The following is a 13,729-nucleotide window of genomic DNA, read 5'->3' as shown; positions in this document are numbered from 1 at the left end:
GATGGCTGACGATTTCGAAAAAATTGCCCTGCGCGACTATACAGAGAAAGCGTACCTCGATTATTCGATGTACGTCATTCTCGATCGCGCCCTGCCGCATATTGGTGACGGCCTCAAGCCGGTGCAGCGGCGCATCATTTATGCAATGAGCGAGCTTGGTCTGAAGAACAGCTCCAAGCATAAAAAGTCTGCACGCACCGTGGGTGACGTGCTGGGTAAATATCATCCGCATGGTGATTCCGCCTGCTATGAGGCCATGGTGCTGATGGCGCAGCCGTTCAGCTATCGCTACCCATTAGTGGATGGCCAGGGTAACTGGGGTTCGCAGGACGACCCCAAATCCTTTGCAGCGATGCGTTATACCGAGTCGCGGCTGGCGCCTTATGCAGAAGCGCTGCTTAGCGAACTGGGTCAGGGCACGGCGGAGTGGGTGCCGAACTTTGACGGCACCCTTGACGAGCCGAAGTTGTTGCCGGCGCGGGTGCCCAATGTATTGATGAATGGCACCACCGGCATCGCCGTTGGCATGAGTACGGATATCCCTCCGCACAATTTGCGCGAAGTGGTTAATGCTTGTATTCATTTGCTGAAAGACCCCGGTGCTTCTCTGGATGATCTGGTCGAAATTATTCAGGGGCCGGACTATCCCACCGAAGCGGAAATCATTACTCCGCGTAACGACATTATTCGCATGTATGCGGAAGGTCGGGGCTCGCTGAAGATGCGTGCCATCTGGGAAATGGAAGAGGGTGACATTGTGGTCACCGCTTTGCCCTATCAGGTATCCGGCGCCAAGGTGCTGGAACAGATCGCCGACCAGATGAACAAGAAAAAGCTGCCTATGGTGAGCGATCTGCGTGATGAGTCGGATCACGAAAATCCGACCCGCCTGGTAATAACGCCGCGCTCCAATCGTGTCGACGTACAGCAGTTGATGAGCCACCTGTGCGCCAGTACTGATCTGGAGAAAAACTATCGGGTCAATCTGAACATGATTGGCATCGACGGCAAGCCAAGGGTCAAGTCGCTGGATGTGATTCTTAACGAGTGGCTGCAGTACCGTATGGTGACGGTACGCCGCCGCCTGCAGTATCGCCTCGATAAGGTTCTGGAGCGTCTGCATATTCTGGATGGCTTGCTGATTGCTTTCCTGAATATCGACGAAGTTATCAATATTATTCGCCATGAAGACGATCCCAAGACCGTGCTGATGGAACGCTTTGCTTTGTCAGACCGTCAGGCGGAAGCGATTCTGGAACTCAAGTTACGGCATATCGCCAAGCTTGAGGAAATGAAAATCCGTACAGAGCAAAGTGAGCTGGCGGATGAGCGTAAATATCTGGAAGACACCCTCGGCTCCATGTCACTAATGAAGAAGTTAGTCGCGAAAGAGCTCAAGGGTGATGCGGAAAAATACGGAGATGATCGTCGCTCGCCGATTGTTGAGCGCGATGAATCAAAAGCGCTGGATGAAAACGAGCTGGTCGCAGCTGAGCCGATTACCGTAGTGCTTTCTGAGCGTGGCTGGATACGTTCTGCCAAAGGTCACGATATTGATCCGTTGTCGCTGAGCTATAAATCCGGTGACGGCTTCCTTTCTGCGGCCAGTGGCAAATCGAACCAGCAGGCCTGTTTTATAGATTCTACAGGGCGCACCTACTCACTGGCGGCCCATGGGCTGCCCAGTGCCAGGGGTCATGGCGAGCCATTATCTGCCCTGCTGGCGCCGCCCAGTGGTGCCAGTTTTATTGCCGCCATGATGGGTGGTGATAAAGAAGCCTGGTTGCTGGCCAGTGATGCTGGTTACGGTTTCGTTGCCCGCCTTGGTGATTTGCATGCCAACAAAAAGGCGGGCAAGGCTGCGCTCACGGTACCAGCAAATGGCAAGGTGCTTGCGCCACGCCGTATTCGCAATCCTCAGGAAGACCTGGTTGCGGTGCTGGCTAACGATGGTCGCCTGCTGGTATTTGCCCTGAAGGATTTGCCGGAGATGCCGCGTGGCAAGGGTAACAAGATGATGGCCATTCCGTCCGCGAGACTGGCGGATCGCTCCGAGTTTGTGCAGGACGTTCAGGTGCTTGGTGCAGACGATACGCTGTTGGTGTACGCCGGCAAGCGGCATATCGGCCTGAAGCCTTCTGATCTTGAGCACTACTATGGTGAACGTGGTCGTCGCGGAGCCAAGTTGCCGCGAGGCTTCCAGAACGTTGACCGGATGGAGGTGGAGCGCAAGGGCTAAGCCCCTGCGCTCCGCTGTATCAGATCACGCCCTGCGCCAGCATGGCGTCGGCAACTTTGACAAAGCCGGCGATGTTGGCGCCATCAACATAATCTACTTTGCCTTCTTTGGCGCCGTACTCAACACAGTTGTGGTGGATGCGCTGCATAATCTTGTGCAGTTTTTGGTCCACTTCGCCTTCGGTCCAGGTGAGGCGCTGACTGTTCTGGCTCATTTCCAAGCCACTTACTGACACGCCACCAGCGTTGGATGCCTTGCCCGGTGCATAAAGAATGCCTACCTCGCGAAACACTTCAATGGCGGGCAAAGTGGATGGCATGTTGGCTCCTTCCGCTATGCAAAAGCAGCCATTTTGAATCAACAGGCGAGCATCCTCTGCGTGCAGTTCATTCTGTGTTGCGCAGGGCAGTGCCACGTCACAGGGAATAGACCAGGGATTGCTGCCAGCGCTATAGACGAGGTTAAACTCCGTGGCCATCTCGGCCAGAGAGCCCCGTCTTTCATTTTTTAAGTGGCGCAGGAAGTACCATTGATCAATGGTCATGCCTTCCGGGAAATGCAGCATGCCGGAAGAGTCAGACATGCTCATTACCTTGCCGCCGAGTTCAAGCGTTTTGCGGGCCGCGTACTGGGCAACGCTGCCGGCACCTGAAATCGTCACACGCAGTCCTTCTAGGGATTGGTCTCGTGTCTTAAGCATTTCCTCAACAAAATACAAAAGGCCATAGCCGGTGGCTTCCGGGCGCAGCAGGCTGCCACCATATGCGAAGCCCTTGCCGGTAAATGTTCCGGTGAATTCATTGGTGAGCTTCTTGTACATACCAAACATATAGCCCACTTCACGGGCGCCCACACCTATATCGCCAGCGGGCACATCCAGATTGGGTCCAATATGCCGATAGAGCTCACACATAAAAGCCTGACAAAAGCGCATCACCTCATTATCGCTTTTACCTTTCGGATCAAAATCACTGCCGCCCTTGGCGCCGCCCATGGGTAGCGAGGTAAGACCATTTTTGAAGGTTTGCTCGAAGGCGAGGAATTTCAATATGCCAAGGTTAACTGACGGGTGAAAACGCAAGCCGCCTTTGTAGGGGCCAATGGCGCTGTTCATCTGTACCCGATAGCCCCGGTTGACTTGTACCTGACCGTTATCGTCCACCCAGCATACACGGAAGATGATTACTCGCTCAGGCTCAACCAGGCGATCAATTAGCCCCGGCTGTTGATAGCGTTTGGTACGTTCAATAAAAGGCCACAGAGAGTGCAGCACTTCCTCGGCAGCCTGATGAAATGGCGCCTGCTCCGGGTCACGTTGACGGAGTTGCTGGAGGAAAGCGTCCAGAGAGATAGGCACATAGACCTCCTTATGAGTGTTTTGAGTACTATAGCCGCTTTTGTTATGCGCCTCCTATTTTCCACCCCCTTATATAGGGGGGGTGGTGAGTCCCTGGTGCATTGGCTAACATCAGGACGGGACAGAAAAATATTAAAAACAGGAGAAAGTCATGATTGGAATCTTCAGAACGGTATTTTTGACGGGCATGCTGGTAGTCGCGCCTGTTTGGGCTGAAAGCGAGGCGCCAGCTCAGGAGCAGGGTTCGGTGGTAGAGGAGTCAGCACAGGCTGTGGCAGAGGATGAGACGCTGGTGGATGTCAGTGTGACCGGTGAGCAAGTAGTCACTGTGAACACAGGTAACGAGAAAGTTGACGCAGCTGCCAATCTGGTTGCCCGCTGCGCAGAGCGCAAAGCTGCTCACACTGCCTGCGGAAGTGGTTTTAAAGCGATTGCCTGTAAAAAGTCTGTCGATATGACTCGTTACCGCGGTCTCGACTGCCCCGACCTATAACCGCCTGTCTTGGCGATCATTCAGGTTAAGCAAATCGAGCAGAGTGGCGAGGTCCGCCACTCTGCTAATAACCTCCAGTTTTTGTCCGCGGCGCAGTCTGCGCAAGCGGTACTCTGCCCGTAGGGCAAGACTCCGATCGCCGATCTGCATGAGCCAGACCATGGTCAGGTTGCTCGCGGCGCGGGTAAAGCGGGCGCCCTTGGCGCCGCCACTCAGGTGTTCTTGATAGCGGCGCTGAGGGTCGGTGCTGATGCCGGTATACAGACGGCCATCACAGTCGAGCAGATACAGCCACCAAAGTGGCTCGTCGCCGCTCATTCTTGAGGGCAGATCACGATGGTGCCAACCGAGCGTCGTTCGAACAGGGCAGCAAAGGCTTCACCGGCTTGCTCCAGAGCAAAGCGTTGATCTGCCTGTGGCTTGAGCTTGCCGGCCAGAGTCCATTCCACCAGGGTGCTGATCACCGGCGGCACGATGGCCGGACTGGTCATTACGGCGCCTCCCCAGTTCACCCCATGGATACTGCACTGTTTGAGCAGCGGCAGGTTCAACGGAATGCTGGCAATGCCGGTGACAAAGCCCACCACCAGAAAACGGCCACCGGGGTTAAGCAGGCGCAGTGCCGGTTCTGCTGTGGTGCCGCCCACGGGATCGTAGACCACATCGATGCCTTTGCTGCCGGCGGCTGACTTGGCAGCTTTGCGCCACTCCGGATCGGTGTAATCGACTACCGCATCAGCGCCGGCATCCAGACAGCGTTGGCGTTTTTCCTCCGTGCCGGCGCAGGCAATCACCCGCGCACCCATGGCCTTGGCGATCTCGATGGCAGTGCTGCCCGTGGTGCCAGAGGCACCCAGCACCAGCAGGGTTTCATCGGCCTTGAGGTTGCCGATCTCACGCAAGCCATACAGACCGGTGGCATAGGCAATAAAGAAGTTGGCCGCATCTTCCAGCTTCAGCTGCGCAGGCAGGGGGAAGCAGGACATGGCCGGCAGGGTCAGTTGCTCGGCCATGGCGCCCATAAAGGCAAAGCCGGCCACTGCATCACCGACCTTCAGGTGGCTGACGCCTTCTCCTACGGCTTCCACCGTGCCGGAGAATGAGCTGCCCGGCACAAATGGCAGCGGCGGCTTGATCTGGTACTCACCCTTGATCAGCAGGCCATCAAAGTAGCCCACGCCAACCCCGGCAACACGCAGTTGCACCTCGCCTTTGTTCGGCGCCCGGCCGGCAATATCGGAGACCTTCAGGGCCGAAGGATCGCCAAAGGCTTCCACTTGTAATGCGCGCATGCTGCTCTCCCGTATTGTTTTGATGTGATTAGCTGGCCTTAGTATAGCGGCCCGGCGTGACCAGATATCACCTCAGCGGGCGCCATGCTGTCATTGTTGCAGACAGCTGCTGGGGAGTAGCCTTTCTGCTCTGCGGCACTTTGAGCCGTGCAGACCAATCAACAAGGAGACCGATCATGGCTGAAGCCTATATTGTCGACGCCGTCCGTACTGCTGGGGGGCGCCGGAATGGCCGCCTGAGCCGCAAGCATCCCGCCGATCTGGGTGGCATCGTGATTGATGCATTGCTCGACCGTACCGGTGTTGACCCGGCTGCCGTTGAAGATGTGATCTTCGGCTGCGTCAGCCAGATCGGTCCGCAGACTTTTAACGTTGCACGCACCAGCATCCTCAGCTCGAAGCTACCGGAATCCGTACCTGGTGTGTCCATTGACCGGCAATGCGGCTCTTCCCAGCAGGCCATCCATTTCGCTGCTCAGGCAGTCATGTCCGGCACTCAGGACCTGGTTATTGCCGGCGGTGTGGAAAACATGAGCATGGTGCCGATTGGCGCGCCGATGACTAAGGTGATGGACTTGGGTTCTCCGTTTGACGGTGAAATCAGCAAGCGTTATCCGGGCGAGCAGTTCAGCCAATTTACTGGCGCCGAGCGTATGGCAGCCAAGTATGGAGTAACCCGCGAAGAGCTGGCCCGCTTTGCTTATAACAGCCATGTAAATGGCGCGGCGGCGACCACCGCTGGCAAGTTCAAGGACGAAATTATCCCCATTGAAGTGGAGATAGAAGGCCAGAAAGTGGTTCACGATACCGATGAAGGTATTCGTTGGGAGCCGGATTACGATTCCATGTTAAGCCTGGCGCCACTGCAGGAAGGCGGAGTGATTTCCGCTGCGTTTGCCAGCCAGATTTGTGACGGCGCATCCGCAGTACTGGTGGCCAGTGAAGCAGCAGTAAAAAAATATGGACTCAAGCCTTTAGCGCGTATTCATACCATGGCGGTAGTGGGTTCTGATCCAACCATGGTGCTGGAAGGCCCTATTCCGGCCACCGAAAAAGTTTTGCAAAAATCCGGTCTGAAAATTGAAGACATGGATCTGTATGAGGTTAACGAAGCCTTCGGTTCCGTGCCGCTGGCCTGGGCCAAGGCGGTAGGCGCAGACATGACCAAGCTGAACGTGAATGGTGGCGCTCAGGCTCTTGGTCATCCGCTCGGCGCCACTGGCAGCAAGCTGGCTGGTTCCTTGATCCACGAACTGCGTCGTCGTGGCGGTCGTTATGGCCTGCTGGCCATTTGTGAAGGCCTGGGAACAGCTAACGCGACTATCTTTGAGGTGCTCTGACTTCGAGATACTTTGATAAAAATACCTATCTCGATGTAATAAAAATGGCGCCATAAGGCGCCATTTTTACTTTCCGCAGCAGGTTTCAGGCAACGACAAAGATCTGATTACCCTCAACTTCCACTGGCCATGTCTTCAGTGCCTTCTCTTTGCGCACAGCATTGAGTAGCTGGACGCCGGGTGGAAAGTTAGCCCACTCCACAACTTCGCCGGTACGGATATCAAAGCGCGCCCGGTGTAGCGGGCATTGAACGCACTTGTCCTCAACGATCTTGCCCTTTTCCATGGATCGGAAAAGGTGGGTACAGCGTGCCTCGGTGGCATAAACACCATCCGACAGGTGAAAAATCAGCACCTTGTCGTCATCGACCTTGACCAGCTTGCTGGTGCCTTGAGCGATTTCTGAAATCTTGGCTACGGGGTGACGCATGTGAAGCTCCTTGCTGTAGTGATTTGCCTGATTGTGCCTGGTAAAGGAGCAGGCACGGCTTTTCTGATCTGCTGGCAAGCAATTAATCCATCGAGCAAGATTGCAGAACCGGGCGACATATACAAGCACTCTGGGCAAAAGCCTGCGCGGCCTATGCTTTATTCAAGTATCAGGCGTGGGTAATAGTCTTCATTGTAGGGAAGCGGCTGTTCCATTCGTGCGGCTATTTCATTGGCCAGCTGCCGGCGCAATCGAGAGACGATGGTGCCACAGGCCGGCACATTGCGTGATGCACCAAATATTTCGGAGCGTGCACTATCCAGTTGCCGAATGATTTCCTCGCGGGTAGTAGATGGCAGAATGCTACTTTCGATATAGGCGGATGCTGCGCGAAGGTCGTCCTTGGCTTCGCCAGTGTAGTCCTGCACCAATTCATCGGAAACACTGGCGCAGTAATCGTGCAGACGCAGCAGTGGAATAAGCAGGGGATCGATGTTGGCTGGCATGATACTAACCTCATTTAGGGCGACGCAGATGATGGAACATCAAGCGAACAAATGACAGCAGGTTCCGTGCCACTTTTACATGGTCTTTATGACATTGCGAAGGCGATGGCGAAATGATGTTGGCGATTCACCCGTCCACTTGCGGAATGCTCTGGAGAAATTAGCCGGGTTTTGATAGCCCAGCTTAGTTGCAACCGCCTGTACTGAAAGACCACTATGCTCAAATAAATTTTGTGCATCGCGACGCCGGCATTCTTCAACTATCAGCAAAAAGGATGTGCCATGACGCTGCAGTTTTCGCTTCAGTGTGCGAGTTGAAATGCATAGCTTTTCTGCCACTTGCTCAAGTCTCGGATAGCCATCACCGGTTAATACCAGCTCCGCGCGTACGCGTTGAGTGATATCTGCCTCCTGGTCGGCGGCCAGTGCCAGTTCCTTTTCACATAGTTCGATCGCTCCACGGGAGGCAAGCGGGTCCGCCATCACTGGTCGTTGGCAAAGGTAGCCTTGCGGCAGGCGCAACATATTGACCGGCTGCTGGAAGTGGGTGGTCGGCAACCGATGTTGCCATTCCTTGTGGTAGTCAGGCTCGGCGTTGTCGAAGCATATTTCCATACCGGGAATATCCAGCAGGTCACGACCGAGTAGCACCGCCGTGGCGCGGGCAATGCCAAGCAAAATATTTTCCACGAAGAACTGACGCATCACAGGAATCGGTTGCCGCTCGCGCAGGATCAGGTTGCCATACTGGTCATCTTCAACGAACTCAAAGGTGAAGCCGGCTTGCCGCAGTCGCGCATAGCGCACTGAAATTTCCTGAGCCTGACGCAGAGTCGCTGCACTCATGGCGGCATATCCCAACACCCCATGCACCGTTGGCCGCATGCGCAGGCCATACTCGTAGCCAAGCGCCGGATCTGCGCTCAGGGCCTGGGCGCGCATCACCAGCAGCGTCCACTGGGTGGGGGACATGCGCGCCTGACTGTTGTCCAGCAGAGCGGGGTCCAGCGGCACGCCCTGCAGCAGGGTAGCGTCAGAAATTCCGCGCTCCGCCAGAATCTCAAGCAGCAGCTGCAAGTAAGCGATAGAGATGCTGGGCTGTTTGGCGCGATACGGGTCTTTCATCTTGGGCCTCATCTGGCATGGCCCATAATGATATGAAGTTTGGCGCGCCAGCGCATCACGGTGTTTTAAAGGGGGTCTTACACTTGCCTCTGGTGCATTTCCGGCGGCGACAAGAAGAGGGTGGTATGGCTGTGCAGTTGGATGGGGCGGTGGTTGCGATAACCGGAGCAGGGCGCGGCATTGGCATGGCAATCGCCAGGCGACTGGCGGCGGCCGGTGCCCGGGTTAGCATTGGTGATATCGACGCAGCGCTGGCTGAGCAGGCTGCGGCCGCGGTAAATGGCTTTGGCTGCGCCCTTGATGTGCGGGATGCGACCTCCTGTGCGGCCTGGCTTGAAGCCACTGAGCAAGCCCTCGGCCCGGTGGATGTGATCATCAATAACGCCGGCATTATGCCCGCCGGTGCCTTTCTTGATGAGAGTGATGCCCTGAGTGACACCCAAATCGACATTAACCTGCGCGGGGTGATACATGGCTGCAAGTTGGCCATGCCGGGTATGGTGGCCCGTGGTCGCGGTCATGTGGTCAACGTGGCCTCCATGGCGGGCCGTCTCGCCGTGCCTGGTCTGGCAGTGTATTGCGCTACCAAGTTCGCCGTAGTCGGGCTGACTGAAACCCTGCGCGAGGAATATCGCGATAGCGGCGTTGCATTTACCACGGTGATGCCAGCCAAGGTCACCACCGAGCTGGCCGCCGGCACCGACAGCGCTGCCCGTGGCGTGCCAACGGTGACCCCGGAGGATGTTGCTGAAGCAGTGTACGATGCCATCACCCATCAACTTCCGGAAGTAACCTTGCCGCGCTATTTACTCGCCCTGAATCCACTGCAAAGCGCAGCGCCCCATTGGTTGCTGCGTGGTGTGCGTCGGGTGTTCGGTGATCGCCGCGTGCTGGAAAAAATAGATGCCAGGGCTCGTGCCAGTTATGACCAGCGTATTGGCGCGCTGGCGAAAAAATCCTGAGGAGGCTGTGATGGCACAGGCGAAAAAGAAGGCCGCTTCCAAGGCGCGCCCAATGGACGTAGAAGTAGTGGTGATTGGTGCCGGAATTAGTGGCATTGGCGCAGCGATACGATTGCGCGAGCAGGGCGAAACAGATTTTATCGTGCTGGAAAAAGCCGAAGCCCTTGGCGGCACCTGGCGCGACAACACCTACCCGGGCTGCGCCTGCGATGTGCCGTCCGCGTTGTATTCCTATTCCTTTGCTCAGAACCCGAACTGGAGCCGGGTATTCGCCGGGCAGGCGGAAATTCTCGACTATGTGAATGATGTCGCCGCCCGCTTTCAGGTGGAGCCCCACATTCACTATGGTGAACCTGCCATTAGCACCCAGTGGGATGAGCGCCGCTGTCGCTGGATGGTGCGCACAGCCAAAGGTGAATATCACGCCCGCACGATTATCTCCTGCGCCGGCTACCTGCATGAGCCTCAGATTCCCGATATTCCCGGGCTAAAAGAATTTAGCGGTACTGTTTTTCATTCCTCGCACTGGGATCATCAGCATGACTTGCGTGGCGAACGGGTCGCGGTGATCGGCACTGGTGCATCGGCCATCCAGTTTGTCCCGGAGATTCAGCCTTTGGTGAAACAGCTGGTACTGTTCCAGCGCACCCCTCAGTGGATCTTGCCAAAACCCAATCAGGCCATGGGCAGCACCTCGCAAAAATTGCTTGGCTTGCCAATGGCAATGGGCGCCCTGCGTGCGGCGTTATATTCCGGGCTTGAAGCCTTTGGCGTTGGCTTTCGCAGGCCGGTGCTGCTCAAGCAAATCGAAAAGATTGCCCGGGCCCATATCAATCTGACGGTTAAGGACCCGGAGCTGCGTGCAAAGCTAACTCCGGACTACACCCTCGGTTGTAAGCGTGTGCTGCTATCGAACAACTATTACCCCGCGCTAACACAGGCAAACGTGGATGTGCTTGCCACCGGCGTTAAAGAAGTGCGCGGTAATGTATTAGTTGGCCATGATGGCAGTGAGCGGGAAGTGGACACTATTATTCTTGGCACCGGCTTCCATGTTTCCGATCCGCCGATTGCCGAACAGGTGCGCGGTACCGATGGCCGCACCTTGGAGGAGATCTGGAATGGCAGCCCACAAGCCTACCGTGGTACCACCATTGCCGGCTTTCCAAACCTGTTTCTGGTGCTTGGCCCGAATTTGGCGATTGGTAACAATTCTGCATTTATCGTTATCGAGTCGCAGCTCAACTATGCCATGGGTGCGTTAAAGAGCATGCGCGACAAAAACCTGATCCGTTTGGAAGTGCGGGAGGCGGTGCAGCGGCGTTACAACAGCAAAGTACAAAAGGCGTTGCAGGGAACCGTGTGGAATACGGGCGGTTGCTCCAGCTATTACATCGACCGTAATGGCAAAAACAGCATCGGCTTTCCATGGAGCAGTAACACCATGCAGCGATTACTGCAGCAATTTGACGTGCAGAGTTATGACACCCAGGCAGCCGATGAAGTAATCGGTGAAAGCATGTCTGTGACCGGTTGAGGAAAGTTAATGACAGAACCAAAACGAGCCCTGGTACTTGGCTGTGGCGCGGTGGCTGGCGCCGCTTGGCAGATCGCCATATTGAATGAGTTGCAGCAACGCCTGGGATGGGATGCCCGCGATGCAGATATTCTTATCGGCACCTCCGCCGGTGCCGTGCTCGCCACCCTGCTCGGCGCTGGGGTCGGCGTCGAGCGCATGCTCGCCAGCCAGCGTGGCGAGCTGCAGGATTGCAAATGGAATCACGACACAGATACCGGCGGCGCTATTCCGCCCCTGCCGCGCCTCGGCTTGAGCGGGGCAAAGCTGTTTGTCCATGGCCTGCGCGGTGAGGTATCACCCCTTACTGCTATCACCGGCCTGATGCCGCACGGTCGCACGGACATGCAGCCTATGATGAATTTGATAGACAGTGTGATCACTCCGGGGAAATGGGTGCCGCACCGTAACACCTGGCTGATTGCCGTGGATGCGGAAAGCGGCCAGCGTGTCGCCCTTGGTCGCGAACATACTGATATGCCGGCCAATCGGGCGGTATGTGCCTCCTATGCCGTACCTGGCGTGTGCCCGCCAGTGCAGTGGCAAGGCAGCACCTATCTGGATGGTGGCATTGCCTCACCAGCTTCCGCCGACTTGCTGTTGGGCGCCGATATCGAAGAAGCCATTGTGCTAGCCCCTATGGCCTCCATGCAGATGGATAATCCGCGCTCGCCTCTGGCGAAGATTGAACGTCGGGTGCGCCGCTATATGACCGCGATTGTTGATCGGGAAGTGGCGCAGCTTCGCGCCGCCGGCATACGCGTAACCCGCATTGATCCGGGCCCTGAGGATCTGGCGGCATTCGGATTCAATATGCTGGACCCAGCCAGGCGTGTTCGTGTGTTTGAAGCTGCCAGCCGTACCGCCGGCCCGGTGGTGCGGCAAGCCCTCGAGGATGCCTGCTGATCAGCGGGTCCACACATCCGTCAGGTTCTTTCCCTGTTGTAAGATTTTGCTTACATGAATCGGTTTGACTCTATTAGATAATCCTTCTGGCCCAGGATTGCGGTGCGGAAGTAAACAGTGCTAATTTCTATCGTGATTCAGAGCGCGCCTTTTAATTATTTCAGCCGTAAGAGTGAGATAGTATGAAGCTATATTGCGTTTTTTCTATTCTGTTTTCATTTCTTCTCTCGGCACAAGCTGTGGCGGACGACACTGAAAATCTGGAAGTTAGAGAGCTAATAGATCATGTGTTGGCGAGCTTGGAGAGAGGGGAATATGCAGAGCTAGCCGATCTATATCATTATCCTAAAGAGTGGTCTGCTGATCAGCTCAAGGAAGACAAATGCAACATGGAGAAAAACTTGGCATATATGGGAGAGCGGTTCGGAAAGCCCTTGAGCGCAAGAACCTTCAAAGAAGCAAAGAATTACTTGCACTTAGGTATTATGAGCGCTTCTAACGATTTCTGGTCTAATTACACGCAAACGATGACAGTTGAGCTTGATATCGAATATCAAAAGGAAGGAAGCGATGTGCTTGTCTTGGAGTTGGTAAAAATTGGGTCGGAAATAAAACTAAAAGCAATTGTCTATGGTCTGAAATTAGACTCTCCTATGGCAGTTATGAGGTTTAAGGAATTTGGCCAAGAATTTACTTTAGATCGGAAAAAGCGTGCCGAAAGTGGAGTGTGCACGTTTGGCATATAATAAGAAGTCTAATTTAATATATTTAGCTCACCCGCTTTCGCGGACACCTTCTCCTAACAGAGAAGACTGGCAATGCCCTGATATAAAAACCCAGAAAGATTTGGGTTTATGCAAGACCACGTACGAGAGCTAGCCGTTTTTTTTACGGCGCCTGGCTGCCAGCGTCCCGGGCCCGAACTCGGGCATGACCTCCCGGGGCTTGAGCGGCTCGTGGCACTCGGAACAGCTGATCTCAGGGACAAAGTACTCGCCGCAGCCCTGGTGTTTGTAGACCATGGGCGCACCGTTGCCGTCATCCATCCATTTGTCGCCCCAGCGCACCATCATCATGATGATCGGGTACAGGTCGAGGCCCTTTTCCGTCAGTCGGTATTCATAGCGCGGCGGGCTTGACTGGTATTCCACTTTTTTCAGCACACCTTGCGCCACCAGCTTTTTCAGGCGCTCGGACAGTCGGTGCCGGGAAATGCCCAATTTTTTTTGGAAATCCTCAAAGCGCCGCACCCGCAGGAATGCATCCCGCAGGATCAGCAAGGTCCAGCGATCGCCAATGACCGACAGGGTTCTGGCCACGGAGCATGTCTCTTCCTGTAACTCTTCCCAGCGCATGACTCACCTTTTTGGCCCGGATTGATTGAGCCGTAATGGGGCTATTGGGGCATTGTAACCTTGTGCGTTCCATTGTGGAACTTACTATCTTTGAGCGGGAGTCCTGAAGCATCAGGCATGGCGCGATACGGGCGCAGGTGCGCGGGTC

Annotated in this window: 14 protein-coding genes; 7 read left to right on the top strand and 7 right to left on the bottom strand. The window is 55.5% G+C overall.

All coding sequences use genetic code 11. The features are described 5' to 3' along the window. The first annotated feature begins 1 nt into the window (after position 1). The gene (gene parC / locus J1C54_RS03930) at positions 2-2,239 is read left to right on the top strand and encodes a DNA topoisomerase IV subunit A (protein ID WP_229144681.1); all 2,238 of its coding nucleotides are present in this window, start codon (positions 2-4) and stop codon (positions 2,237-2,239) included. A 19-nt stretch (positions 2,240-2,258) separates the two neighbouring features. Here the strand turns inward: parC and gdhA are convergent, their stop codons facing one another. Further along, positions 2,259-3,590 (bottom strand): NADP-specific glutamate dehydrogenase, encoded by a 1,332-nt coding sequence (gene gdhA / locus J1C54_RS03925; protein ID WP_229145522.1) that lies wholly within the window; start codon positions 3,588-3,590, stop codon positions 2,259-2,261. 157 nt (positions 3,591-3,747) lie between these two features. Between gdhA and J1C54_RS03920 the strand changes: the two genes are divergently transcribed. Further along, positions 3,748-4,089, top strand: a complete 342-nt coding sequence (locus J1C54_RS03920; protein WP_229144679.1) for a hypothetical protein — start codon at positions 3,748-3,750, stop codon at positions 4,087-4,089. Here the strand turns inward: J1C54_RS03920 and J1C54_RS03915 are convergent. Then, entirely contained in the window at positions 4,084-4,407 is a 324-nt protein-coding gene (locus J1C54_RS03915) for a GIY-YIG nuclease family protein (protein ID WP_229144677.1), read from the bottom strand. The genes J1C54_RS03920 and J1C54_RS03915 overlap by 6 nt on opposite strands. After that, positions 4,404-5,381: an NADPH:quinone oxidoreductase family protein gene (locus J1C54_RS03910; RefSeq protein ID WP_229144676.1), complete on the bottom strand. Its 978-nt coding sequence runs from the start codon at positions 5,379-5,381 to the stop codon at positions 4,404-4,406. The genes J1C54_RS03915 and J1C54_RS03910 overlap by 4 nt, the downstream gene beginning before the upstream one ends. A gap of 176 nt (positions 5,382-5,557) precedes the next feature. Here J1C54_RS03910 and J1C54_RS03905 point away from each other — a divergent pair, with 176 nt between their 5' ends. Beyond that, a complete protein-coding gene (locus J1C54_RS03905; RefSeq protein WP_229144675.1) occupies positions 5,558-6,721 on the top strand; it encodes an acetyl-CoA C-acyltransferase in 1,164 nt (387 codons plus the stop codon). 85 nt (positions 6,722-6,806) lie between these two features. Here J1C54_RS03905 and J1C54_RS03900 read toward each other — a convergent pair whose 3' ends face one another. From J1C54_RS03900 to J1C54_RS03890, 3 genes are all read right to left on the bottom strand, one after another. Further along, entirely contained in the window at positions 6,807-7,151 is a 345-nt protein-coding gene (locus J1C54_RS03900; RefSeq protein WP_229144674.1) for a Rieske (2Fe-2S) protein, read from the bottom strand. Between the two features lie 158 nt (positions 7,152-7,309). Beyond that, the gene (locus J1C54_RS03895; protein ID WP_229144673.1) at positions 7,310-7,657 is read right to left on the bottom strand and encodes a hypothetical protein; all 348 of its coding nucleotides are present in this window, start codon (positions 7,655-7,657) and stop codon (positions 7,310-7,312) included. A 75-nt stretch (positions 7,658-7,732) separates the two neighbouring features. Next, complete coding sequence (locus tag J1C54_RS03890) at positions 7,733-8,782, bottom strand: AraC family transcriptional regulator (RefSeq protein ID WP_229144672.1); 1,050 nt, start codon at positions 8,780-8,782, stop codon at positions 7,733-7,735. A gap of 125 nt (positions 8,783-8,907) precedes the next feature. Between J1C54_RS03890 and J1C54_RS03885 the strand changes: the two genes are divergently transcribed. From J1C54_RS03885 to J1C54_RS03870, 4 genes are all read left to right on the top strand, one after another. Continuing rightward, entirely contained in the window at positions 8,908-9,744 is an 837-nt protein-coding gene (locus tag J1C54_RS03885) for an SDR family oxidoreductase (RefSeq protein WP_229144671.1), read from the top strand. Positions 9,745-9,754: 10 nt separating this feature from the next. After that, positions 9,755-11,281 carry an NAD(P)/FAD-dependent oxidoreductase gene (locus tag J1C54_RS03880; RefSeq protein ID WP_229144670.1) on the top strand — a complete coding sequence of 509 codons (1,527 nt, stop codon included), beginning with the start codon at positions 9,755-9,757 and terminating at the stop codon, positions 11,279-11,281. Positions 11,282-11,290: 9 nt separating this feature from the next. After that, a complete protein-coding gene (locus tag J1C54_RS03875; RefSeq protein WP_229144668.1) occupies positions 11,291-12,226 on the top strand; it encodes a patatin-like phospholipase family protein in 936 nt (311 codons plus the stop codon). A gap of 182 nt (positions 12,227-12,408) precedes the next feature. After that, positions 12,409-12,972 carry a hypothetical protein gene (locus J1C54_RS03870; RefSeq protein ID WP_229144667.1) on the top strand — a complete coding sequence of 188 codons (564 nt, stop codon included), beginning with the start codon at positions 12,409-12,411 and terminating at the stop codon, positions 12,970-12,972. Positions 12,973-13,101: 129 nt separating this feature from the next. Here the strand turns inward: J1C54_RS03870 and J1C54_RS03865 are convergent, their stop codons facing one another. Then, entirely contained in the window at positions 13,102-13,581 is a 480-nt protein-coding gene (locus J1C54_RS03865; protein WP_229144666.1) for a helix-turn-helix domain-containing protein, read from the bottom strand. Positions 13,582-13,729 lie beyond the last annotated feature (148 nt).

The sequence above is a fragment of the Alcanivorax sp. 1008 genome, from assembly GCF_020667895.1.
Taxonomy (GTDB): Bacteria; Pseudomonadota; Gammaproteobacteria; order Pseudomonadales; family Alcanivoracaceae; genus PGZG01.
The sequence above is the reverse complement of the archived record's forward strand: the minus strand, read 5'-3'. Positions and strand labels throughout refer to the sequence as shown.